This window comes from Klebsiella sp. GB_Kp047, assembly GCF_040065235.1.
Lineage (GTDB): Bacteria > Pseudomonadota > Gammaproteobacteria > Enterobacterales > Enterobacteriaceae > Klebsiella > Klebsiella quasipneumoniae.
Genome location: NZ_JBEAJG010000039.1, coordinates 149,806 through 170,583 on the forward strand (window position 1 = coordinate 149,806; position 20,778 = coordinate 170,583).

The following is a 20,778-nucleotide window of genomic DNA, read 5'->3' on the forward strand; positions in this document are numbered from 1 at the left end:
GGCCGAGGAAGAAAACGATGTTCGGAAAACTTACACTGGATGCAGTGCCCTACCACGAACCTATTATCGTGGTAACGGTGGCTGCGATTATCATTGGGGGACTGGCGCTTCTGGCAGCCATCACTTACTTCGGTAAGTGGTCCTACCTATGGAACGAGTGGCTGACTTCTGTCGACCACAAACGTCTCGGTATCATGTACGTTATCGTGGCAATCGTCATGCTGCTGCGTGGCTTTGCTGACGCCATCATGATGCGTAGCCAGCAGGTGCTGGCCTCGGCCGGGGAAGCAGGCTTCCTGCCGCCTCATCACTACGATCAGATCTTTACCGCCCACGGCGTTATCATGATCTTCTTCGTGGCGATGCCGTTCGTTATCGGTCTGATGAACCTGGTGGTTCCGCTTCAGCTCGGCGCACGCGACGTAGCCTTCCCGTTCCTCAACAACCTGAGCTTCTGGTTCACCGTTGTGGGCGTGATTCTGGTTAACCTGTCTCTGGGCGTCGGTGAGTTCGCGCAGACCGGTTGGCTGGCTTATCCGCCGCTGTCGGGAATTGAATACAGTCCTGGCGTAGGGGTCGACTACTGGATTTGGGCGCTGCAGCTCTCCGGTATCGGTACTACCCTGACCGGTATTAACTTCTTCGTGACCATTATCAAGATGCGCGCCCCGGGCATGACCATGTTCAAGATGCCGGTATTCTCCTGGGCATCTCTGTGCGCTAACATCCTGATTATCGCCTCTTTCCCAATTCTGACCGTCACCATCGCGCTGCTGACCCTGGATCGTTACCTGGGCACCCATTTCTTTACCAACGATATGGGTGGCAACATGATGATGTACATCAACCTGATTTGGGCCTGGGGTCACCCGGAAGTGTACATCCTGGTTCTGCCGGTGTTCGGGGTCTTCTCCGAAATCGCCGCGACCTTCTCGCGTAAGCGTCTGTTCGGTTACACCTCTCTGGTGTGGGCAACCGTCTGTATTACCGTTCTGTCGTTCATCGTTTGGCTGCACCACTTCTTCACCATGGGTGCTGGCGCGAACGTAAACGCCTTCTTCGGTATTACCACCATGATTATCGCGATCCCGACCGGGGTTAAGATCTTCAACTGGCTGTTCACCATGTATCAGGGCCGCATCGTCTTCAACTCGGCGATGATGTGGACTATCGGCTTTATCGTCACCTTCTCCGTCGGTGGGATGACCGGTGTGCTGCTGGCGGTACCGGGCGCGGACTTCGTTCTGCACAACAGTCTGTTCCTGATCGCGCACTTCCATAACGTTATCATCGGCGGTGTGGTGTTCGGTTGCTTCGCCGGTCTGACCTACTGGTGGCCGAAAGCCTTTGGCTTCACCCTGAACGAAACCTGGGGCAAACGCGCTTTCTGGTTCTGGATCATCGGCTTCTTCGTGGCGTTTATGCCGCTGTACGTGCTGGGCTTCATGGGGATGACCCGTCGTCTGAGCCAGCAGATCGATCCGCAGTTCCACCCGATGCTGGTTGTTGCAGCTTGCGGTGCGGCGCTGATCGCCTGCGGTATCCTGTGCCAGCTGATTCAGTTCTACGTCTCTATTCGCGACCGCGATCAGAACCGTGACCTGACCGGTGACCCATGGGGTGGCCGTACGCTGGAGTGGGCAACCTCTTCTCCACCGCCGTTCTACAACTTCGCTATCGTTCCTCAGGTTCACGAGCGTGACGCCTTCTGGGAAATGAAAGAGAAAGGTGAAGCGTATAAACAGCCTGCTCACTATGAAGAAATTCATATGCCGAAGAACAGCGGCGCCGGCATCGTCATTGCCGCCTTCGCTACGGTATTTGGTTTCGCCATGATCTGGCATATCTGGTGGATGGCGATCGCCAGCTTCATCGGCATCGTAGCGACCTGGATTATTAAGAGCTTTGACGAGGACGTGGATTACTACGTACCGGTTGCAGAAGTCGAAAAACTGGAAAAACAGCATTTCGATGAGATTAACAAAGCAGGGCTGAAAAATGGCAACTGATACTCTTGCGCATACTGCCCACGCGCATGAACACGGGCACCATGATACAGGACCGATGAAGGTATTCGGTTTCTGGATCTACCTGATGAGCGACTGCATTATCTTCGCTACGCTGTTTGCTACCTATGCCGTTCTGGTGAACGGCACAGCCGGCGGACCAACTGGCAAAGATATTTTCGAACTGCCGTTCGTTCTGGTTGAAACCGCACTGCTGCTGTTCAGCTCCATCACCTACGGCATGGCGGCTATCGCCATGTACAAAAACAACAAGAGCCAGGTGGTTTCCTGGCTGGCGTTGACCTGGTTGTTTGGCGCCGGATTTATCGGGATGGAAATCTATGAATTCCATCACCTGATCATGGAAGGCTTTGGTCCGGATCGTAGTGGCTTCCTGTCCGCGTTCTTCGCGCTGGTCGGCACCCACGGTCTGCACGTGACCTCCGGTCTTATCTGGATGGCGGTGCTGATGTTCCAGGTTTCACGTCGTGGCCTGACCAGCACTAACCGCACCCGTATCCTGTGCCTGAGCCTGTTCTGGCACTTCCTGGACGTGGTGTGGATCTGCGTGTTCTCGGTTGTCTATCTGATGGGGGCGATGTAATGAGTCATTCTACCGATCATAGCGGCGCTTCTCACGGCAGCGTGAAGAGCTACATGACAGGATTTATCCTGTCCATCATCCTGACGGTCATTCCGTTCGCCATGGTGATGAGTGGCTCCGCCTCGCATGCGGTTATCCTTGGCACCATTCTGGTGACCGCTGTGGTGCAGATCGTGGTACACCTCGTGTACTTCCTGCATATGAACAGCAAGTCCGATGAAGGCTGGAACCTGACCGCATTTATCTTCACCGTAATCATCATTGCGATCGTGGTTGTCGGCTCCATCTGGATTATGTGGAACCTGAACTACAACATGATGATGCACTAAGAGCGGCGAGTATGTTTAAGCAATACCTGCAAGTTACGAAACCAGGCATTATTTTTGGCAACCTGATCTCCGTGATCGGCGGTTTCCTGCTGGCCTCCAAAGGCCACATCGACTATCCGCTGTTCGTCTGGACGCTCCTTGGAGTATCCCTGGTGGTCGCCTCGGGTTGTGTATTCAACAACTACATCGACCGGGACATCGATCGTAAGATGGAACGGACGAAAAACCGGGTGCTGGTCAAAGGGCTGATCTCGCCAGAAGCTTCGCTGGTGTACGCCACCTTGCTGGGTATTGCTGGCTTTATGCTGCTGTGGTTCGGCGCAAATCCGCTGGCCTGCTGGCTGGGGGTGATGGGGTTCGTGGTTTATGTCGGCGTCTACAGCCTGTACATGAAACGCCACTCCGTCTATGGCACGCTGATTGGCTCACTCTCCGGCGCAGCGCCGCCGGTGATTGGCTACTGCGCAGTGACCGGTGATTTCGACAGCGGTGCGGCTATCCTGCTGGCTATCTTTAGCCTGTGGCAGATGCCTCACTCCTACGCCATCGCGATTTTCCGCTTCAAGGATTATCAGGCGGCGAATATTCCGGTGCTGCCGGTAGTGAAAGGTATATCGGTCGCCAAAAACCATATTACGCTGTACATCGTCGCCTTTGCCGTTGCGACCCTGATGCTCTCGCTGGGCGGCTATGCCGGGTACAAATACCTGGTCGTAGCGGCAGCGGTCAGCGTCTGGTGGCTGGGCATGGCGCTGCGCGGCTACAAAGTGGCAGATGATAAAGTCTGGGCGCGTAAGCTCTTCGTCTTTTCCATCGTCGCCATCACTGCGCTGTCCGTGATGATGTCCGTTGACTTTATGGTGCCGGATTCACATAGTCTGCTGGCTTATGTGAGATAATCACCCGCTCCAGTATGATATAAAGCCCCGTTTTTACGGGGCTTTTTCTTTTCTGTTTAATGTCTTTTTCCTTTCTCAATTCATACTTGCCTCCCCTCCCCCACACCGTTTTCGTAGCTACCCGCTAATAAATGAGGAAAAAATGAGCTTATACCAACCGGACGTCGCTCGCCCCGTTCAGCTCTACGGTGCTACCTTTCGCCTCGGGCTTACGCCCGTTTTGGAAATATTCAATACAAGGAATTGCAATGAAAGAGTTAACACTGAACGAAATGGACTACATCTCCGGCGGCTTTAACCTGTTCGGCGCGGCCAGCGGCTTCGCCAGCTTTGTCGCCAACTCGGGCATCGGTTTCACCTCATTTGTCCTCACCTCTGGCAACGCATTCGCCTCGTTCGTCTGCGACAGCACAATGGCGTTTGGTTCCTTCCTGACCGGTCAGTCAAATTGGGAAACCTTTGTGACCGCCGGTAAGGATAACTGGGGAAGCTTCGTCAATACCGCCGGCAACAGCTGGAACACCTTTGTCGATAACGCCGCCAGCGACTGGAGCAGTTTCCTGAACAAAGCATCAGCCTAAGCGACATCTTGCCGAGGGCAGCGCATCGGCTGCCCTGTTTACCCCACCAGCATCGCCTGCGCGCTGTAGAGCAGATCGAGATGATCACGGCATAACGCTTCCAGCGAGGTCCGCGATTGATGGCTGGTCAGACTTAGCGCTCCCCACCAGGTTCCTTCCCTGTCGGTTAACGGTACCGCCAGCACCAGCATGCCAATCTCAAACTCCTGTTCAATGGTAGCGTATCCCTGACGCCGCACCTGAGCGATTTTCTCCATCAGCGGCGCGACGTCGGTCACCGTATAGGGCGTGCGTTGTTCCCGGGTAATGCGCTGCAGAACCGCTTCACACTCTGCTTCCGGCAGCGAAGCCAGCCATAATCGCCCCCCGGCGGTACAGAAGATGGGCACCCGCTCCCCTAGCCGAACCGACGTGGAGTTAAACGGCGTATGCCGGCTGCGGGCGATATAGACCAGCTCATCTTCATCCACCACCCCCACCGAGGCGTGCTCTTCGGTCCGGCTGGCGATGTATTCGACAATCGGTCGCACCATGCGTGGAAACTGCGCCGAATCAACATAGGCCTGGCCAAGCCGCAGGGTCTTCGGGGTAAGCCAGTAATAGCGCCCATCGGTTTGCAAATAACGATCATGCAGCAGCGTCAACAAAAAACGTCGTGCCGCGCTTTGCGTCAGGCCGCTCATTTTCGCCGCCTGGGCAACAGTGAGCTTTGGGCAGTTTTTGGAAAAAAGCTGGATCAACGCCAACCCTTTTTGTAAACCGACGATCAGATCGCGTGGATGAATGGTGTTTTGCATATTCGCTCACATTTTTGCAACATCATTATCGATTTCCTGCGATTATCGCAGCGATGGTGCGATTAACAACCAACATGTCCGAATTCTGCGTTGTCGCTCCCAGCTTCCGCTGAAATACTTTCACAACATTCATTTAACAAATGAGGTTTGAAATGGTCAGTGGAACTACCCAGGTTGTCGCCGTGATTGGTCATCCGATCGCCCAGGTGAAATCACCGGATAACTTCAACCGCTACTTTGCCGAACAGCACATGGACAGCGTCATGATCCCGGTGGATATCGTCCCGGACGCGGTGGCCGCCTACCTCAACGCCCTGCGCGGCTGGCAGAACATGAGCGGCGTGCTGGTGACGGTACCGCATAAACAACGCGCCGCCGCGCTGGTCGACGAGCTTACGCCGCGCGCTCGCCGACTCAACGCCATCAATGTGATCCGCAAGCTGGCGGATGGCCGGTTACAGGGCGATATGCTGGACGGCGTCGGATTTCAGCTTGCCGCCGAGGCACAGGGTTTTCAGCCGGCAGGTAAGCAGGCGCTGCTCTCCGGTTGCGGCGGCGTCGGCAGCGCCATCGCCTGGGGATTGTGCGAGGCGGGGATCCGCCAACTGGCTCTGCACGATCAAAACCCGGCCACCCGGCAACGCCTGCACGATCTTCTGACCGAGGCCTTTCCGGCGGTGCAACTGAGCACGCTGCCGGACAGCCTGCACGGTGTCGATCTGCTGATCAACGGCTCGCCGGCCGGCATGGCCGGGTTTGATGCACTGCCCCTACCCCAGGCGCTGCTGGAGACGCTCGACAGCGCCACCCACGTGGCCGACGTTGTCACCGCCCCGGAGATGACGCCGTTGCTCACCTTCGCCGCCGCCCGCGGCTGCCGGGTACAGACTGGGCCGGAAATGGCGCTGGCGCAGATGACGCTGATGGGCCAGTTTATCGGCGCCATCCCGTCGGCGCAGGGAGCGGCGGCATGAAAAGCTGGGATGTGATCGTCATCGGCAGTGGCGCCGCTGGCTTTGCCGCCGCGGTCACCGCCAGCTGCAAAGGGCTGTCGGTGCTGATGCTGGAGAAAGCCGGTCAGTTCGGCGGCACCTCGGCTATCTCCGGCGGCGCCGTGTGGCTGCACGATACCGACCAGGCGCGCGCCGAGGGCAAAAGCGGTAGCGCCGAAGCGATCAAAACCTATCTACGAACCATTATCGGCGAGGCCCACTACCGCGAAGATATCGCCGAGGCGTTTGTCCGCGCCGGGCGAGAGGCCCTCTCCTTTCTGGAGCGCGAGGGGGCGGTGAAATATAGCCTGCGCCCGCTCTCACCCGATTACTATCCGGATGAGCCCGGCGCCGTCGACGTCGGTCGGGCGTTGGAGGTGGTCGAGTATGACGGCCGTGAACTGGGGGACGCGTTTCGCGACCTGCGCTCGCCTCCGCCGGGGATGCTGCTGTTTGGCGGGATGATGGTCAACCGCGTCGACATTCAACATTTTCTCGATATGCGTCGCTCGCTGCGCTCCCTGGCCCATTGCACCCGGCTGCTGCTGCGCTACGCCCGCGACCGGGTGAAATATCCTCGCGGCACGCGCCTGGCGATGGGCAATGCGCTGATTGCCCGCATGGCGACCACGGCGCTGCGTAAAGGCATGAGCCTTCGGCTGAATGTCAATGTGCTGGCGCTGTGCGAATCGCAAGGCGCGGTCACCGGGGTAGAGATTGGCTATCAGGGGCAAAAAGAGACGCTACACGCCCGCCGTGGGGTGGTGCTAGCCGCAGGCGGCTTTGCCGCTGGCGCGCTGGCGGCGCGCTATCGGCCTCACACCCGAGAGCACTTCACCATGTCGCCGCCAGCCAATGATGGCGCCGCTCTGCGTCTCGCGGCGGCACTCAACGCTCGCGAGGGAGCCGATCGCGCGTCCAACTTTTTCTGGGCGCCGGTATCGGTGCTGACCCGGGCCGACGGTAGCGAGGAGCGCTTCCCCCACCTGGTGACCGACCGGGCCAAGCCGGGCGTGATTGCCGTCAATCAGCGGGCGGTACGCTTCGTTAACGAGTCCAGCTCCTATCACCATTTTGCGAGCGCGATGCAGCGTGCAGCGGAGAATGCCCCCTGCTTTTTACTGTGCGACGCGCAGGCGATGAAGCGTTACGGCCTCGGGCTGGCGCGCCCGGCGCCGGTGAACAATGACGCCCTGATCGCCGCTGGCTATCTGCATAGAGCCGATACCCTGGCCGCGCTGGCGCAGCAGCTTGGGCTGGATGCCCACGCCCTGAGCGAGACGGTCGCCCGCTACAATCGTGACGCCGCGCAGGGTGTGGACCGTGAGTTTGCCAAAGGCGGCAACAGCTATAACCGGGCGATGGGCGATCAGGGCCGTCATCCTGACGCCTGCAACGCTCCCCTGCTCAGCGCGCCGTTCTATGCCATCAAACTCTATACCGGCGATCTGGGGACTTCTCGAGGTCTGGTCACCACCGCCGATGCCCAGGTCGTCAACGCTGAAGGCAACCCCATTGCGGGGCTGTACGCGGTGGGAAACGACATGGATTCGCTGATGGCCGGCACCTACCCGGGTCCCGGCATCACCCTTGGCCCGGGGCTGACGTTTGGCTACCTCGCCGCCTGCCATCTGGCGCAACCCGCCACCCACTAATCAGGAAAACATCATGATCTACGAAAAACGCACCTACACCATCAATCCGCTGAAAATGGCCGACTGGCTGGCGCTGTACCAAAGCGATGCCCTGCCGGTGCAAACTGACCATCTTGGCAAACTGATCGGCTTCTTTTTTACCGAGATCGGCGTGGTCAATCAGGTAGTGCACATCTGGGCTTACGAAAGCCTGGACGATCGTCTGGTACGCCGCGCACGGATGGCCCAGGACGAGCGCTGGCAGACCTTCTCGCGGAAAAACCGCGAACTGGCCGCCGTGGAGCGCCTCGAATCGGTGCTGATGCGCCCCACCGCTTTTTCACCATTGCAATAAGGAGTCCATCATGAGCGGGCCTGTGAAGGTGGATGTGCTGGTGGTCGGATCCGGCGCGGCGGGACTCTCTGCCGCGGTCACCGCGGCAGTGCACGGCGCCAGCGTCATGGTGGCGGAGAAAGCGTCAGTGCTCGGCGGGACCAGCGCCTGGTCCGGCGGCTGGCTGTGGATCCCCTGCAACCCGCTGGCGCGAGCGGAGGGCATCGACGAAGCGGCCGATGCCCCGCTGACCTATCTGCAGCATGAGATGGGGGGAGAAGCCGCCGACGTTCGCTTGCAGACCTTCCTGCATTACGGGCCGGAAATGGTGGATTTTTTTCATCAACGGACGGCGGTGAAGTTTCTGTCGGGCAGCACCATGCCGGACTTTCACGCGTCGCCGGGCGCGGCGAACGGTGGGCGGTCGGTCACCGCTCAGCCCTACGATGGCCGCCTGCTCGGCGACTGGCTCCACCGACTGCGCCCGCCGCTGGAGACCATCAGTCTTGCCGGGATGGGCATCGCCGGCGGCGCGGACATGGCGCATTTTTTCAACGCTACCCGCTCGCCGCGCTCTGCGCTGTATGCCGCCCGCCGCCTGCTGCGCCACGGCTGGCAGCGGCTGCGCGCCGGACGAGGGCTGCATCTGGTCAATGGCAATGCGCTGGTCGCCCGTCTGCTGCGATCCGCCCTCGACGCCGGGGTGCGTTTTCAGCTCAACGCCCCGGCGGTCAGACTGCTGCAGGGTCCGCAGGGAGTGTCCGGTGCAGTGCTGCGCAGCGACGGCGGGGAGATACTCGTCGAAGCGGGCGCCGTGGTGCTGGCCTGCGGCGGTTTTCCCCACGATCGGCAGCGCCTGGCGCAGGTGGTGCCTCATGCCGCGGAGGGTTACGGCCATTTCTCCGCCGCGCCGCCTGACAATCAGGGCGAGGGGATCCGCCTTGGCGAATCCGCCGGCGGCCAGTTCGATACCCGCCTGCGCCACCCGCTGGCCTGGGCGCCGGTGTCCCGCGTCACCCTCGCCAGCGGCCAGCAGCTGATGTTTCCCCATCTGGTGGAACGCGCCAAGCCCGGGGTGATCGCCGTCCTGCCTAACGGCAAACGCTTTGTTAACGAGGCCGACTCCTATCACGACTTTATCGCCGCCCTGCTGGCGGCGACGCCCGCGGGCGACACGCCGCAGGCCTGGCTGCTGGCCGATCGGCGCGCGCTGCGCCGCTATGGCCTGGGCCACGCCAGGCCCTTTCCGTTCTCCCCTACCGCCTGGCTGCGTACCGGCTATCTGCGGCGAGGAAACACCCTTGCCGAGCTGGCGAAGCGGTGCGCCATCGATACCGATGCGCTGGCGGAAACCGTTGCACGCTTTAACCATTTTGCCAGCACCGGTGAAGACATCGATTTTCACCGCGGCGCATCGGCCTATAACCGCGCGCAGGGTGACCATCAGGTGACGCTCGGAGCGCTGCGCGAAGGGCCGTTCTACGCGGTGCGCATTCTGCCCGGCTCGCTGGGCACCTTTAGCGGGTTACAAACCGACGAGCACGCTCGGGTGTTGGATGGGCAGCAGCAGCCGATACCGGGCCTGTTCGCCATCGGCAACGACATGTCGAGCGTGATGCGCGGCTATTACCCCAGCGGAGGGATCACCCTCGGGCCGGCTATGACCTTCGGCTACCTGGTGGGCAAAAATCTGGCGGCAAACACAATAAAAACAAAGCAATAAAAACCAGGGACGGCAATACCCCTGGCTAACTTCACCTGCAACTGTACCGGAGCCATTTATGAACATGCGTACCCTATCGCTCGCCGCGCTGAGCCTGCTCGATGTCCCTCCCCCCGAACAGGTGCGGATAGCGGCCAGAACCGGTTTTACCCACGTGGGACTGCGGCTGCTGCCCGCCACACCCGCCGACCCGGACTACGACATGCTGGGCGATACCCCCGCCGTCCGCGCGACCCTGGCCGCGCTGATGGAAACCGGCATCCGCGTCTCGGACGTGGAGATCGTCCGCCTCAGCCCGGGGTTTACCCTCGACGATCGGCTGCAGCGCTTTATGGAGACCGCCGCGCGGCTTGGCGCCGGACAGGTGTTAGTCGCCGGGAATGACGACAACCTGCAGCGCAGCGCCGACAACCTGGCCACTCTCGCCGCAGCCGGTCGCTCATTTGGCCTGACCATGAACCTTGAGCCGATGCCCTGGACCCAGCTGCGCACGATCGCCGATGCGCAGGCGCTGATCGCCGCCAGCGGGCGGGAAGATATCGGCATCCTGGTGGACGCCCTTCATTTCTGGCGCGCGGGGGAATCGCTCTCCGCCCTCTCCAGCCTGCCCGCGCATCATCTGAACTATATGCAACTCTGCGATGGCGCGGCGCAGCGGCCGGAAAGCGAGCAGGAGCTCATCCGCCAGGCCCGCTCAGCGCGCAACGTGCCGGGGGAAGGCGGTCTGGATCTGCACGGTCTGATGGCGGCACTGCCGGCAACGCTACCGGTCTCCCTCGAAGTGCCGCTGGACGGTGAGCAGGGCGCCCTGCCGCCCCTCCAGCGGGCGCAATTACTGTTCAATGCCGCGCAGCCCTACCTGCGCTCCTGCGCATAAGGAATACGCTATGACACAGACTCAACGCCTGGATGTCAGAGAGTTAATTAACCGTAATCCTCTGAGCCGCTTTCAAAAGCAGATTATTTTTCTCGGCTTTTGCGTTATCGCTCTTGATGGGTTTGATATCGCGATCATGGGCTTTATCGCCCCGACGCTGAAGCTGGAGTGGGGGGTAAGCAACCACCAGTTGGGCCTGGTGATTAGCGCCGCGCTGATCGGCCTCGCGCTGGGCGCGATTTTCTCTGGCCCGCTCGCCGACTGGCTGGGACGCAAGAAGATCATCATCAACAGCGTCTTCTTCTTCGGCTTCTGGACCATCGCCACCGCCTTCTCGCACAACATTGAGCAGATGATGTTCTTCCGCTTTATGACCGGGCTCGGACTGGGCGCCGCGATGCCGAACATCGGGACGCTGGTGTCGGAATACGCTCCGGAACGCCAGCGCTCATTTATTATTACCGTCATCTTCTGCGGCTTCACCTTCGGCGCGGCGGCCGGAGGATTTACCGCGTCATGGCTGATCCCGCAGTTTGGCTGGCACTCGCTGATGGCGCTCGGCGGCATTCTGCCGCTGCTGTTTGCCCCCCTGCTTATCTGGCGGCTGCCGGAATCGGTTCGTTTTCTGGTGATAAAACAAGCGCCTGCGGCGCGCATTCGCGCCATCCTCAATCGTCTTTATCCCGGACAAATCAGCGACAACGTGACGTTTATCCTGCCGGCGCAGCCGGCGGCCGGGAATGCGATGCGCATTGTGCTCTCCCGCCAGTATGGCTTTGGCTCGCTGATGCTATGGCTGGTCTACTTTATGGGGCTGTTCCTCGTCTATATTCTCGGCAGCTGGCTGCCAACGCTGGTTAAGGAGGTCGGGCTTACCGTCAGCCAGGCGGCCGTCATGACGGCCATCTACCAGGCGGGAGGTACCCTCGGCTCGCTGTTTGCCGGCTGGCTGATGGACCGCATCAATCCCCATCGCGCGCTGGGGATGATCTACGCCGTCGGCGGCCTGTTTACCATGGCGATGGGCTACGCGGCGGGCAGCTTTGCCCTGCTCTGTATGCTGGCGTTTATCAGCGGCGCCTGCCTGAACGGCGCCAATACCGGCATGAACGCCCTCTCCGCCCGTTACTACCCCACGCAGGCGCGAGCGACGGGATCCAGCTGGATGCACGGCGTCGGGCGGATCGGCGCGATCCTCAGCGCCTTTGCTGGCGCTGAGATGATGGCGCTCAACCTGCCCTTCGAAAGCGTCTTTTTGATCCTCGGCATCCCGGCAGCCCTCACCGTCGCAGGCCTGGCGGCGAAGGGTATCTTTGCGGCCGGTAATCCTCCCGCCGCTTCGCCAGCCCCCGCATCTGTGCGCGGAGCGTAATGTCGTCGTCTTCCTCCGGTGCAATCTGCGGATTGCACCGCACGTTGAGGTTAAAAAGAAAATTTATTTCATCTTGCTCTGTAACGAAAAGCATTCCGCCACATTCCGGCCTGTACCCGTCGCCGTTGATTCCCCTCTCCTTTTCAACCCAGCGGAAAATAAACTTCTGCTTATTCGATCCCCTTCGCATATATGAAAAATAAATTCCACAATACAATTGAAACAGAACAAACATTTCCTTAAGTTTAGGTCAGTCTATCCGGATGCGCGTTGCCGCAGGCGTCGGCATTGAGCGCCTCAGAGTGCGAATGATTTCAAAAAGGAGAGCACCATGTTAAACGGTCTGAAACCCTTATCCCGTTCCCTGCGTTGGGGCATGGTCGGCGGCGGGGGAACCAGCCAGATCGGCTACAGCCACCGCTGTGCGGCGCTGCGTGACAATGTTTACACCCTACTGGCCGGCGCGCTTGACGTCGATGCCGAGCGCGGGCGCGCGTTCGGTGAGCAACTGGGCATCGCGCCGGAGCGCTGCTACGCCGACTACCAGACCCTGTTTCGTGAAGAGGCGCAGCGTCCTGACGGGATCGAGGTCGTCTCGGTCACCACCCCGAATAATACCCATTTCGCCATCACCAAAGCGGCGCTGGAAGCGGGCCTCCATGTCATCTGTGAAAAGCCCCTCTGCTTTACCGCCGAAGAGGCACGCGAACTGGTGGACCTGAGTAAAAAACAGAACAAAATCGTCGGCGTCACCTACGGCTATGCCGGCTATCAGATGATCCAGCAGGCGCGGCAGATGATTGCCGATGGGCTGCTCGGCGAGATCCGCATCGTCAATATGCAGTTCGCCCACGGCTTTCATAACCAGGCCGTGGAGCTGCAGGCAGAATCCACCCGCTGGCGCGTGACGCCGAAGTTCGCCGGGCCCAGCTATGTGCTGGGAGATTTGGCCACCCATCCGCTGTTTGTCGCCGAAACCATGGCGCCACAGCTCAATATCAAACGGCTGATGTGCTCCCGCCAGAGCTTTGTTCCCTCTCGCGCGCCGCTGGAAGATAACGCCTTTGTCCTGATGGAATATGACAACGGCGCGGTTGGCTCGATGTGGACCAGCGCGGTGAACAGCGGCGCCATGCACTCGCAAAAAGTACGCATCGTCGGCGAAAAAGCGAGTATCGAATGGTGGGATGAGCATCCTAACCAGCTCAGCTATGAGGTGCAGGGCGAGCCGGCGCGCATTCTGGAACGCGGGATGCCCTACCTGAGCGCAAACGCGCTGGCGGACGATCGCATCGGCGGCGGTCATCCGGAAGGGCTGTTTGAAGCCTGGGCCAACCTCTATCGCCGCTATGCGCAGGCGATTGACGCTACGGACCGTGACGATCGCGCCTTCCTGCAAGACTTCTGGTATCCGGACGTCGAAGCCGGTCTGCACGGCGTCTATTGGGTCGAGCAATGCGTCAAATCGGCTGATGCCGGCAGCCAGTGGGTTGACTTTACTTTACCTTAATTTTCCCCCTCGCCAGTGGAGTCCTCCTCCACTGGTTTATTGATTTTTACCAACTTGTCGCATCGCGCAACAGCCCCGTAATATCTGTTAAACAAACATTTATTTACGCTTCTTACCCCCCGCCGCTACACTAGGCGCAGTTTTTATATTGAGGTGGTAATGAACGATAACAAAATGACGCCAGGGGAACTGCGCGCGACCTGGGGTTTGGGGACGGTATTCTCCCTGCGCATGCTTGGCATGTTTATGGTCCTGCCGGTTCTGACCACGTATGGCATGGCATTGCAGGGCGCCAGTGAAGCGCTGATTGGCCTGGCGATCGGCATCTACGGTCTGGCGCAGGCGGTGTTCCAGATCCCCTTCGGACTGTTATCTGACCGTATTGGCCGTAAGCCGTTGATCGTCGGCGGCCTGCTTATTTTCGTGCTCGGCAGCGTCATCGCCGCGCTCACCGACTCCATCTGGGGCATCATTCTTGGCCGTGCCCTTCAGGGCTCCGGCGCCATCGCCGCCGCGGTCATGGCCCTGCTCTCCGATCTCACCCGCGAACAGAACCGCACTAAAGCGATGGCGTTTATTGGCGTCAGCTTCGGCGTCACTTTCGCTATCGCCATGGTGCTGGGGCCGATTATTACCCATCAGCTGGGTCTGCACGCCCTGTTCTGGATGATCGCCATCCTGGCGACCGTCGGCATTCTGCTCACCCTGTGGGTGGTTCCCAACAGCCAGAACCACGTGCTTAACCGCGAATCCGGGATGGTGAAGGGCTGCTTTAGCAAGGTGCTGGCGGAGCCGCGCCTGTTGAAGCTCAACTTTGGCATCATGTGCCTGCACATCATGCTGATGTCCACTTTTGTCGCGCTGCCCGGACAGCTGGAGGCCGCCGGCTTCCCGGCCGCCGAGCACTGGAAGATTTACCTGGTCACCATGGTTATCTCCTTCATCTCGGTGGTGCCGTTTATCATCTACGCCGAAGTGAAGCGTAAGATGAAGCGCGTCTTTTTGCTCTGCGTCGCCATCCTGCTGATTGCGGAGATTGTCCTCTGGGGCGCCGGAGGCTACTTCTGGGAACTGGTGGCGGGCGTTCAGCTCTTCTTCCTGGCGTTTAACCTGCTGGAAGCGCTGCTGCCGTCGTTGATTAGCAAAGAGTCGCCGGCGGGCTACAAAGGCACCGCGATGGGCGTCTACTCCACCAGCCAGTTCCTCGGGGTGGCGATTGGCGGCGCCCTTGGCGGTTGGGTCGATGGTTTCTTTGATTCGCAGACCGTGTTTCTGCTGGGCGCCCTGCTGGCGATGCTGTGGCTGCTGGTGGCCAGCACCATGAGCGAGCCGCCCTACGTCAGCAGCCTGCGGGTAGAGGTACCGGACGGCGTGGTGGTCGACAGCGCGCTGCAGGCGCGTCTGCTGAATGCCAGCGGGGTTCATCAGGCGCTGGTGGTGCCCGAGGAGCGTTCGGTGTATATCAAAATCGACAGCAAAGTCACCAACCGCTTCGAGATAGAGCAGCTCATCAAAGGGGTATAAAAAAGCGGGGAATTCCCCGCTTTTTGCTGTCTGTCGGCCGCCTTAGTCGCGGAAGTTTTTGAACTGGAACGGTTGTCCCAGATCGCCACCGCGCACCAGCGCCATCACCGACTGCAGATCGTCGCGGGACTTACCGGTCACGCGGATCTCTTCGCCCTGAATCTGGGCCTGCACTTTCAGCTTGCTGTCTTTGATCAGTTTAACGATCTTCTTCTGCACCGCGCTTTCAATGCCCTGCTTCAGCTTCGCTTCAACAAACCAGGTTTTACCGCTGTGTACGATATCTTCCGGCACGTCGAGGGAGGTGCCTTCAATGCCGCGCTTGAGCAGCTTGGCGCGCAGGATATCCAGCAGCTGGTTCACCTGGAAGTCAGACTCGCTCAGCACTTTAATGGTCTTGTTGGCGTCGTTTAATTCAAACGTGGCTTCAACGCCACGAAAATCAAAACGCGACTCGACTTCGCGGCTCGCGTTGTCTACCGCGTTACGGGCTTCCTGAAGATCAACTTCAGAGACAATATCGAAAGATGGCATCTTTTCCTCTCCTTCCGTTTCTTTTGCGTTGCATAATACCTGCAACGCGGCATAACTCAACTTGTTATCCCGGAAGCTTAGCTGATTACGCAACGCTCGCGCTATTTTCCCCATGCTGCCCGACGACGCCGAAACCCCCTTTCCGTGCGACGATGCGAAAAGCGACGAGATAGACTTTAGTCATCAGCGCCTGGGGTAGCGGCAGATGAGGAGGAACAATGAAAGTAACCGTACTGGGATGCGGTGCACTGGGACAACTATGGCTGACCGCGTTGTGCAAACAGGGACATGAAGTCCAGGGCTGGCTGCGCGTGCCGCAGCCATTCTGTAGCGTCAACGTCATTGAAACCGACGGCTCGGTGTTCAACGAGTCGCTGACGGCCAACGATCCCGATTTTCTTGCCAGCAGCGAGCTGCTGATTGTCACTTTAAAAGCCTGGCAGGTTTCAAACGCGGTGAAGCACCTGGCCGCGATCCTGCCGGACACCACGCCGATTGTGCTGGTGCATAACGGCATGGGAACCGTCGAGGAGCTGCGCAGCGTGAAACAGCCGTTGCTGCTGGCCTCCACCACCCAGGCGGCTCGCCGGGACGGGAATGTCATCATCCACGTCGCCCAGGGCACCACGCATATCGGGCCGGCGAAAAGCTACGAACAGGACTACAGCTACCTCGCTGAAGTGCTGCAGAACGTGCTGCCGGATGTCGCCTGGCACAACAATATTTTCTCGGCCACCTGGCGCAAACTCGCGGTTAACTGCGTGATTAACCCCCTGACCGCGATAAAAGGGTGTAAAAATGGCGATCTGCGCGACTATCCGCAGGAAGTTGCGGCCATTTGTCGCGAGGTGGCGGCAGTGATGGAGCGCGAAGGTATTCATACCTCGGCGGAAAACCTGCTATTTTATGTCGAACAGGTGATTGAAAGTACGGCAGAAAATATCTCATCCATGCTGCAGGACGTTCGCGCCCAGCGGCACACGGAGATCGACTATATCACCGGTTTTCTGCTCAACCGTGCCCGCGCCCACGGCGTTGCCGTACCGGAAAACGCCCGCTTATTTGAACTGGTCAAGCGTAAGGAGAATGAATATGAGCGCGTCGGCACTGATTTGCCTCGCCCCTGGTAGCGAAGAGACCGAAGCGGTCACCACTATCGACCTGCTGGTCCGCGGCGGGGTGAAGGTGACCACCGCCAGCGTCGCCAGCGACGGCGGCCTGACCATCGTCTGCTCGCGCGGCGTCAAGCTGCTGGCGGATGCTCCTCTGGTCGAGGTGGCCGATGGCGATTTCGATATTATCGTCCTCCCGGGCGGCCTCAAGGGAGCGGAGTGCTTTCGCGACAGCCCGCTGTTGGTGGAAACCGTCCGCCAGTTTCATCTCTCTGGGCGCATTGTGGCCGCTATCTGCGCCGCTCCGGCGACCGTGCTGGTACCTCATCATCTGTTCCCGATCGGCAACATGACCGGTTTTCCAGCGCTGAAGGCGCAGATCCCCGCCGATCAGTGGCAGGATAAGCGGGTGGTCTGGGATCCGCGGGTGAATCTGTTAACCAGCCAGGGTCCAGGGACATCGATTGATTTCGCCCTGAAAATGATCGATCTGCTGGTGGGGCGCGAGAAAGCGTATGAGGTCGCCTCACAGTTGGTGATGGCCGCCGGCATCTATAATTACTACGAAGCCTGATAGCCGGTCCGCGCCGCGGACTGGCTCCCCCTTTTCCTGAGGAGTCGTAGCATGTCCCGTAGCGCAACCGATTCTCGCGATCTTGTTATCAGCCGCCTGCTCAGCGCGCCCGCCGCAGCCCTGTGGCGCGCGTGGGCCGACCCGGCATTACTCCGAACCTGGTGGTGCCCGAAGCCCTGGCAAACCGAGGTTCTGACCTTTGATTTTCGCGCCGGCGGGGCCTTTCACACCGTGATGCACGGCCCTGACGGTGAACGCAGCGATAACCCCGGCTGTTTTCTTGAGGTTATCCCGCAACAAAAAATCGTCATGACCTCGATGCTGACGGCGGATTATCGCCCCGCCGTTTCCCCCTTCGCGATGACGGCCATCATCACTTTTGCCGATGAACAGGGCGGGTGTCGCTATACGGCTACGGTGCTGCATGCCGATGATGAAACCCGCGAGCAGCATGAGCAGATGGGATTTTTCGAGGGCTGGAATATTGTCATCGATCAACTCAATGACCTGGCGCTGACCCTGCGCTAATACACTCCCCAGCCAATAGTAAAAAGGCCTTCCATCAAGGAAGGCCTTTTGCATCATAACAACCTGTTACGGGCGATAAACTTTCACGTTGCTGAAGCCCTGCTCGCGCAAATAAAGCGCCTGCAGACGGCTCATCACTCCGCGTTCGCACCACAGCAGCCAGGTTTTACTCTGATCGAGATCGCCAAACTTGGTGCTCAGCTTGTAGAACGGCAGAGAAACAACTTCAACCCCCTCGACCTTAAGCGGCTTGTCTTCCTGCTCGTCGATGGAGCGAATGTCGAGGATCGCGTCGTTGGCGCCAAAGCCGTTCACGGTTTCCACTTCCACCACCGTCTCTTCCGTCTGCTGGGCGATTTCGCGGATATCGATATTGCTCGCCTCTTCCACCACTTTATCGAGGATGCTGAAATCGAAGTGTTCTTCTTCCGCTTCAATCTTCGCCTTCACCGCCTTCACGGTCGGGCTCTTGGAGATCACGCCGCAGTACTCCGGCATCGTGCGGGCGAAATCTTCCGTACCGATCTCGCGGGCCAGGTCGATGATGTGCTCTTTATCGTGCGAAATCAGCGGACGCAGGATCAGGGTATCGGAGACGTTGTCGATCAGGCGCAGGTTGGTGAGAGTCTGACTGGAGACCTGGCCCAGCGCTTCGCCGGTGACCAGCGCCTGCACGCCGTAGCGTTCCGCGACTTTTGACGCGGCGCGGACCATCATGCGCTTGAGCACCACGCCCATCTGGCCGTCATCCACTTTTTCAAGGATTTCGCCGACCACCGGCTCAAAGTTAATCGCCACAAAGCGAACGCGGTGAGAGCTGCCGAAGCGGTTCCACAGGTAATGCGCGACCTGGCGGACGCCAATCTCATGGGCGGCGCCGCCAAGGTTAAAGAAGCAGTAGTGCACGCGGCAGCCGCGGCGCATCAGCATGTAGCTGGAGACGCCGGAGTCAAAGCCGCCGGAAATCAGCGACAACACATCTTCCTGCGTGCCGATCGGGAAACCGCCGATACCTTCATAGCGGCCTTTCACCAGCAGCAGGCGATCGTTTTCAATCTCAAGATTGACGGTAACGTCCGGGTCGGTCAGCTTCACGCGCGCCGTTTCAATATGCTGATTCAGGCCGCCGCCGACGTAACGCTCTACCTCAATTGAGGTGAATTCATGTTTGCCGCGACGCTTCACCCGCACGCAGAAGGTTTTGCCTTCCAGCGCCTCGCGCCACAGCGGCAGCGTCTGCTCAAAAATATCGTGCAGCGAGGTGAACGGTACGTCTTCGACTTCCAGAATATGGTGGATGCCGGGAATACGGGTCAGCGCATCGCGAATAGCCGGGCGCTGATTTTCATCTTTCGCGCGAACTTCGATATGATCCCAATGGCGAACGACGGCCAGCGTCTCGTCATAGTTTTTGAGAACGTTACGAATGTTCCCGGTTAAGATTTTAATGAAGCGCAACCGCACAGATTGGCTTTTGATGGTGATTTCCGGGAACAATTTAATGATAAACTTCATGGCGACAATAGTTCGTTGGCAAGCCCGACGGGGCTTTAAGCAAAAGTTGTAAAGCAGCGCACACCGGTGCCTGCATCCTGGGCGCGGAGTATATCACCATTGCGCGTTATTTGCTTACACGCGTGACTTCGTTACCATACCCGGTATTGCCGTCGCGAAATAACAAGAGTCTATATTCACTATGCCAAAGAAAAATGAGGCCCCGGCCAGCTTTGAAACTGCACTGGGCGAACTGGAGCAGATCGTAAACCGTCTGGAAAGCGGCGATTTGCCGTTAGAAGAAGCGCTCAGCGAATTTGAGCGCGGGGTCCAGCTGGCCCGCCAGGGGCAAAGCCAGCTGCAGCAGGCCGAACAGCGCGTGCAGATCCTGCTGGCGGATAGTGAAGATTCCCCGACCACGCCTTTTACGCCGGACGCTGAATAAATGGATTTCCCGCAACAATTGCAGGCCTGTGTGGAACAGGCTAACGAGGCGCTGCGCCGTTTTATCGCGCCGCAGCCCTTTCAGAACACTCCGCTGGTGGAAGCGATGCATTATGGCGCACTCTTAGGCGGTAAACGCCTGCGTCCCTTCCTTGTCTACGCTACCGGCGAGATGTTCGGCGTGAGCCGCACCACGCTGGATGCCCCTGCCGCCGCGGTCGAATGCATTCATGCTTATTCTCTGATGCATGATGATTTGCCGGCGATGGATGATGACGATCTGCGTCGCGGACTGCCGACCTGCCATATTAAATTTGGCGAAGCCAACGCAATTCTTGCGGGAGATGCCCTGCAAACGCTGGCGTTCTCTATACTCAGTGATGCGCCGATGACGGACGTCCCTGACCGGGATCGTCTGGCGATGGTTTCCGAACTGGCGCAGGCCAGCGGCGTGGCGGGCATGTGCGGCGGCCAGGCGCTGGATCTACAGGCGGAAGGACAGCAGGTGAATCTGCAGGCGCTGGAACGTATCCACCGCCACAAAACGGGCGCGCTAATCCGCGCCGCCGTCCGCATGGGGGCGCTGAGCGCCGGCGAGCGCGGGCGTGCCGCCCTGCCCGCGCTGGATCGCTATGCGGAAAATATCGGCCTGGCCTTCCAGGTCCAGGATGACATTCTCGACGTGGTAGGGGATACTGCGACCCTTGGCAAACGTCAGGGTGCCGACCAGCAATTGGGTAAAAGCACCTATCCCGCCCTCCTGGGTCTTGAGCAAGCCCGGAAGAAAGCGCACGACCTGATCGCTGATGCCCGCCGTTCGTTAGATGAACTGGCCGCACAATCTCTGGATACTTCGGCACTGGAAGCGCTCGCGAATTACATTATTCAGCGCGATAAATAAACAATAAAT

General features: G+C 59.3%; 21 protein-coding genes. 18 read left to right on the forward strand and 3 right to left on the reverse strand.

Annotated features, from left to right (window positions below):
• The first annotated feature begins 17 nt into the window (after positions 1–17).
• From cyoB to ABLV76_RS18125, 5 genes are all read left to right on the forward strand, one after another.
• Positions 18–2,009, forward strand: coding sequence for a cytochrome o ubiquinol oxidase subunit I (cyoB, locus tag ABLV76_RS18105; RefSeq protein ID WP_004204804.1), 1,992 nt, complete (start codon positions 18–20; stop codon positions 2,007–2,009).
• A complete protein-coding gene (locus ABLV76_RS18110) occupies positions 1,999–2,610 on the forward strand; it encodes a cytochrome o ubiquinol oxidase subunit III (RefSeq protein WP_002891635.1) in 612 nt (203 codons plus the stop codon). Before cyoB ends, ABLV76_RS18110 begins: the two co-directional genes overlap by 11 nt.
• Positions 2,610–2,939 (forward strand): cytochrome o ubiquinol oxidase subunit IV, encoded by a 330-nt coding sequence (locus ABLV76_RS18115; protein WP_002891634.1) that lies wholly within the window; start codon positions 2,610–2,612, stop codon positions 2,937–2,939. Before ABLV76_RS18110 ends, ABLV76_RS18115 begins: the two co-directional genes overlap by 1 nt.
• A gap of 11 nt (positions 2,940–2,950) precedes the next feature.
• Positions 2,951–3,838: a heme o synthase gene (gene cyoE / locus ABLV76_RS18120; RefSeq protein ID WP_002891629.1), complete on the forward strand. Its 888-nt coding sequence runs from the start codon at positions 2,951–2,953 to the stop codon at positions 3,836–3,838.
• 248 nt (positions 3,839–4,086) lie between these two features.
• On the forward strand, positions 4,087–4,419 hold the full coding sequence (locus tag ABLV76_RS18125; protein WP_017898918.1) for a hypothetical protein: 333 nt from the start codon (positions 4,087–4,089) through the stop codon (positions 4,417–4,419).
• Between the two features lie 38 nt (positions 4,420–4,457).
• Here ABLV76_RS18125 and ABLV76_RS18130 read toward each other — a convergent pair whose 3' ends face one another.
• Positions 4,458–5,216, reverse strand: a complete 759-nt coding sequence (locus ABLV76_RS18130; protein ID WP_004204808.1) for an IclR family transcriptional regulator C-terminal domain-containing protein — start codon at positions 5,214–5,216, stop codon at positions 4,458–4,460.
• A gap of 152 nt (positions 5,217–5,368) precedes the next feature.
• Here ABLV76_RS18130 and ABLV76_RS18135 point away from each other — a divergent pair, with 152 nt between their 5' ends.
• The 8 genes from ABLV76_RS18135 to ABLV76_RS18170 all read left to right on the forward strand — a co-directional run bounded on the left by ABLV76_RS18135 (position 5,369) and on the right by ABLV76_RS18170 (position 15,182).
• Entirely contained in the window at positions 5,369–6,190 is an 822-nt protein-coding gene (locus tag ABLV76_RS18135; protein ID WP_080837259.1) for a shikimate dehydrogenase, read from the forward strand.
• Positions 6,187–7,863, forward strand: coding sequence for an FAD-dependent oxidoreductase (locus ABLV76_RS18140; RefSeq protein ID WP_325926314.1), 1,677 nt, complete (start codon positions 6,187–6,189; stop codon positions 7,861–7,863). The genes ABLV76_RS18135 and ABLV76_RS18140 overlap by 4 nt, the downstream gene beginning before the upstream one ends.
• A gap of 13 nt (positions 7,864–7,876) precedes the next feature.
• Positions 7,877–8,197, forward strand: coding sequence for an NIPSNAP family protein (locus ABLV76_RS18145; protein ID WP_094311725.1), 321 nt, complete (start codon positions 7,877–7,879; stop codon positions 8,195–8,197).
• Positions 8,198–8,207: 10 nt separating this feature from the next.
• A complete protein-coding gene (locus tag ABLV76_RS18150; protein WP_032455633.1) occupies positions 8,208–9,899 on the forward strand; it encodes an FAD-dependent oxidoreductase in 1,692 nt (563 codons plus the stop codon).
• A gap of 58 nt (positions 9,900–9,957) precedes the next feature.
• Positions 9,958–10,776 carry a TIM barrel protein gene (locus ABLV76_RS18155; protein WP_165708290.1) on the forward strand — a complete coding sequence of 273 codons (819 nt, stop codon included), beginning with the start codon at positions 9,958–9,960 and terminating at the stop codon, positions 10,774–10,776.
• Positions 10,777–10,786: 10 nt separating this feature from the next.
• Entirely contained in the window at positions 10,787–12,148 is a 1,362-nt protein-coding gene (locus ABLV76_RS18160; protein ID WP_017898923.1) for an aromatic acid/H+ symport family MFS transporter, read from the forward strand.
• Between the two features lie 331 nt (positions 12,149–12,479).
• Positions 12,480–13,658, forward strand: coding sequence for a Gfo/Idh/MocA family oxidoreductase (locus tag ABLV76_RS18165; RefSeq protein WP_004204816.1), 1,179 nt, complete (start codon positions 12,480–12,482; stop codon positions 13,656–13,658).
• A 159-nt stretch (positions 13,659–13,817) separates the two neighbouring features.
• Complete coding sequence (locus ABLV76_RS18170) at positions 13,818–15,182, forward strand: MFS transporter (RefSeq protein ID WP_004204817.1); 1,365 nt, start codon at positions 13,818–13,820, stop codon at positions 15,180–15,182.
• A 42-nt stretch (positions 15,183–15,224) separates the two neighbouring features.
• Here the strand turns inward: ABLV76_RS18170 and ABLV76_RS18175 are convergent, their stop codons facing one another.
• Entirely contained in the window at positions 15,225–15,716 is a 492-nt protein-coding gene (locus ABLV76_RS18175; protein WP_002891465.1) for a YajQ family cyclic di-GMP-binding protein, read from the reverse strand.
• Between the two features lie 218 nt (positions 15,717–15,934).
• Here ABLV76_RS18175 and panE point away from each other — a divergent pair, with 218 nt between their 5' ends.
• From panE to ABLV76_RS18190, 3 genes are read left to right on the forward strand one after another with little or no spacing between them, the layout of a single operon-like run.
• The gene (panE, locus tag ABLV76_RS18180) at positions 15,935–16,846 is read left to right on the forward strand and encodes a 2-dehydropantoate 2-reductase (protein ID WP_017898925.1); all 912 of its coding nucleotides are present in this window, start codon (positions 15,935–15,937) and stop codon (positions 16,844–16,846) included.
• The gene (gene yajL / locus ABLV76_RS18185; protein ID WP_004204820.1) at positions 16,809–17,402 is read left to right on the forward strand and encodes a protein deglycase YajL; all 594 of its coding nucleotides are present in this window, start codon (positions 16,809–16,811) and stop codon (positions 17,400–17,402) included. The genes panE and yajL overlap by 38 nt, the downstream gene beginning before the upstream one ends.
• Positions 17,403–17,453: 51 nt before the next feature.
• Positions 17,454–17,930, forward strand: a complete 477-nt coding sequence (locus tag ABLV76_RS18190) for an SRPBCC family protein (protein ID WP_048323159.1) — start codon at positions 17,454–17,456, stop codon at positions 17,928–17,930.
• A gap of 66 nt (positions 17,931–17,996) precedes the next feature.
• Here ABLV76_RS18190 and thiI read toward each other — a convergent pair whose 3' ends face one another.
• Positions 17,997–19,445, reverse strand: a complete 1,449-nt coding sequence (gene thiI / locus ABLV76_RS18195; RefSeq protein WP_004204823.1) for a tRNA uracil 4-sulfurtransferase ThiI — start codon at positions 19,443–19,445, stop codon at positions 17,997–17,999.
• 181 nt (positions 19,446–19,626) lie between these two features.
• Between thiI and xseB the strand changes: the two genes are divergently transcribed.
• Together xseB and ispA are read left to right on the forward strand one after the other, a co-directional pair.
• A complete protein-coding gene (gene xseB, locus ABLV76_RS18200; protein WP_004204824.1) occupies positions 19,627–19,869 on the forward strand; it encodes an exodeoxyribonuclease VII small subunit in 243 nt (80 codons plus the stop codon).
• The gene (gene ispA / locus ABLV76_RS18205; protein ID WP_004204826.1) at positions 19,870–20,769 is read left to right on the forward strand and encodes a (2E,6E)-farnesyl diphosphate synthase; all 900 of its coding nucleotides are present in this window, start codon (positions 19,870–19,872) and stop codon (positions 20,767–20,769) included.
• The last annotated feature ends 9 nt before the right edge of the window (positions 20,770–20,778 follow it).

What these genes read in the sequence shown, in the direction of transcription:
- ABLV76_RS18135 (WP_080837259.1), top strand. Translation starts at nt 5,369, where the DNA reads ATGGTCAGTGGAACTACCCAGGTTGTCGCCGTGATTGGTCATCCGATC.
- ispA (WP_004204826.1), top strand. Translation starts at nt 19,870, where the DNA reads ATGGATTTCCCGCAACAATTGCAGGCCTGTGTGGAACAGGCTAACGAG.
- ABLV76_RS18130 (WP_004204808.1), bottom strand. Translation starts at nt 5,216, where the DNA reads ATGCAAAACACCATTCATCCACGCGATCTGATCGTCGGTTTACAAAAA.
- panE (WP_017898925.1), top strand. Translation starts at nt 15,935, where the DNA reads ATGAAAGTAACCGTACTGGGATGCGGTGCACTGGGACAACTATGGCTG.
- ABLV76_RS18160 (WP_017898923.1), top strand. Translation starts at nt 10,787, where the DNA reads ATGACACAGACTCAACGCCTGGATGTCAGAGAGTTAATTAACCGTAAT.
- ABLV76_RS18115 (WP_002891634.1), top strand. Translation starts at nt 2,610, where the DNA reads ATGAGTCATTCTACCGATCATAGCGGCGCTTCTCACGGCAGCGTGAAG.
- thiI (WP_004204823.1), bottom strand. Translation starts at nt 19,445, where the DNA reads ATGAAGTTTATCATTAAATTGTTCCCGGAAATCACCATCAAAAGCCAA.
- ABLV76_RS18110 (WP_002891635.1), top strand. Translation starts at nt 1,999, where the DNA reads ATGGCAACTGATACTCTTGCGCATACTGCCCACGCGCATGAACACGGG.
- cyoB (WP_004204804.1), top strand. Translation starts at nt 18, where the DNA reads ATGTTCGGAAAACTTACACTGGATGCAGTGCCCTACCACGAACCTATT.
- cyoE (WP_002891629.1), top strand. Translation starts at nt 2,951, where the DNA reads ATGTTTAAGCAATACCTGCAAGTTACGAAACCAGGCATTATTTTTGGC.
- ABLV76_RS18175 (WP_002891465.1), bottom strand. Translation starts at nt 15,716, where the DNA reads ATGCCATCTTTCGATATTGTCTCTGAAGTTGATCTTCAGGAAGCCCGT.
- ABLV76_RS18145 (WP_094311725.1), top strand. Translation starts at nt 7,877, where the DNA reads ATGATCTACGAAAAACGCACCTACACCATCAATCCGCTGAAAATGGCC.
- ABLV76_RS18190 (WP_048323159.1), top strand. Translation starts at nt 17,454, where the DNA reads ATGTCCCGTAGCGCAACCGATTCTCGCGATCTTGTTATCAGCCGCCTG.
- ABLV76_RS18125 (WP_017898918.1), top strand. Translation starts at nt 4,087, where the DNA reads ATGAAAGAGTTAACACTGAACGAAATGGACTACATCTCCGGCGGCTTT.
- yajL (WP_004204820.1), top strand. Translation starts at nt 16,809, where the DNA reads ATGAGCGCGTCGGCACTGATTTGCCTCGCCCCTGGTAGCGAAGAGACC.
- ABLV76_RS18155 (WP_165708290.1), top strand. Translation starts at nt 9,958, where the DNA reads ATGAACATGCGTACCCTATCGCTCGCCGCGCTGAGCCTGCTCGATGTC.
- ABLV76_RS18140 (WP_325926314.1), top strand. Translation starts at nt 6,187, where the DNA reads ATGAAAAGCTGGGATGTGATCGTCATCGGCAGTGGCGCCGCTGGCTTT.
- xseB (WP_004204824.1), top strand. Translation starts at nt 19,627, where the DNA reads ATGCCAAAGAAAAATGAGGCCCCGGCCAGCTTTGAAACTGCACTGGGC.
- ABLV76_RS18150 (WP_032455633.1), top strand. Translation starts at nt 8,208, where the DNA reads ATGAGCGGGCCTGTGAAGGTGGATGTGCTGGTGGTCGGATCCGGCGCG.
- ABLV76_RS18165 (WP_004204816.1), top strand. Translation starts at nt 12,480, where the DNA reads ATGTTAAACGGTCTGAAACCCTTATCCCGTTCCCTGCGTTGGGGCATG.
- ABLV76_RS18170 (WP_004204817.1), top strand. Translation starts at nt 13,818, where the DNA reads ATGAACGATAACAAAATGACGCCAGGGGAACTGCGCGCGACCTGGGGT.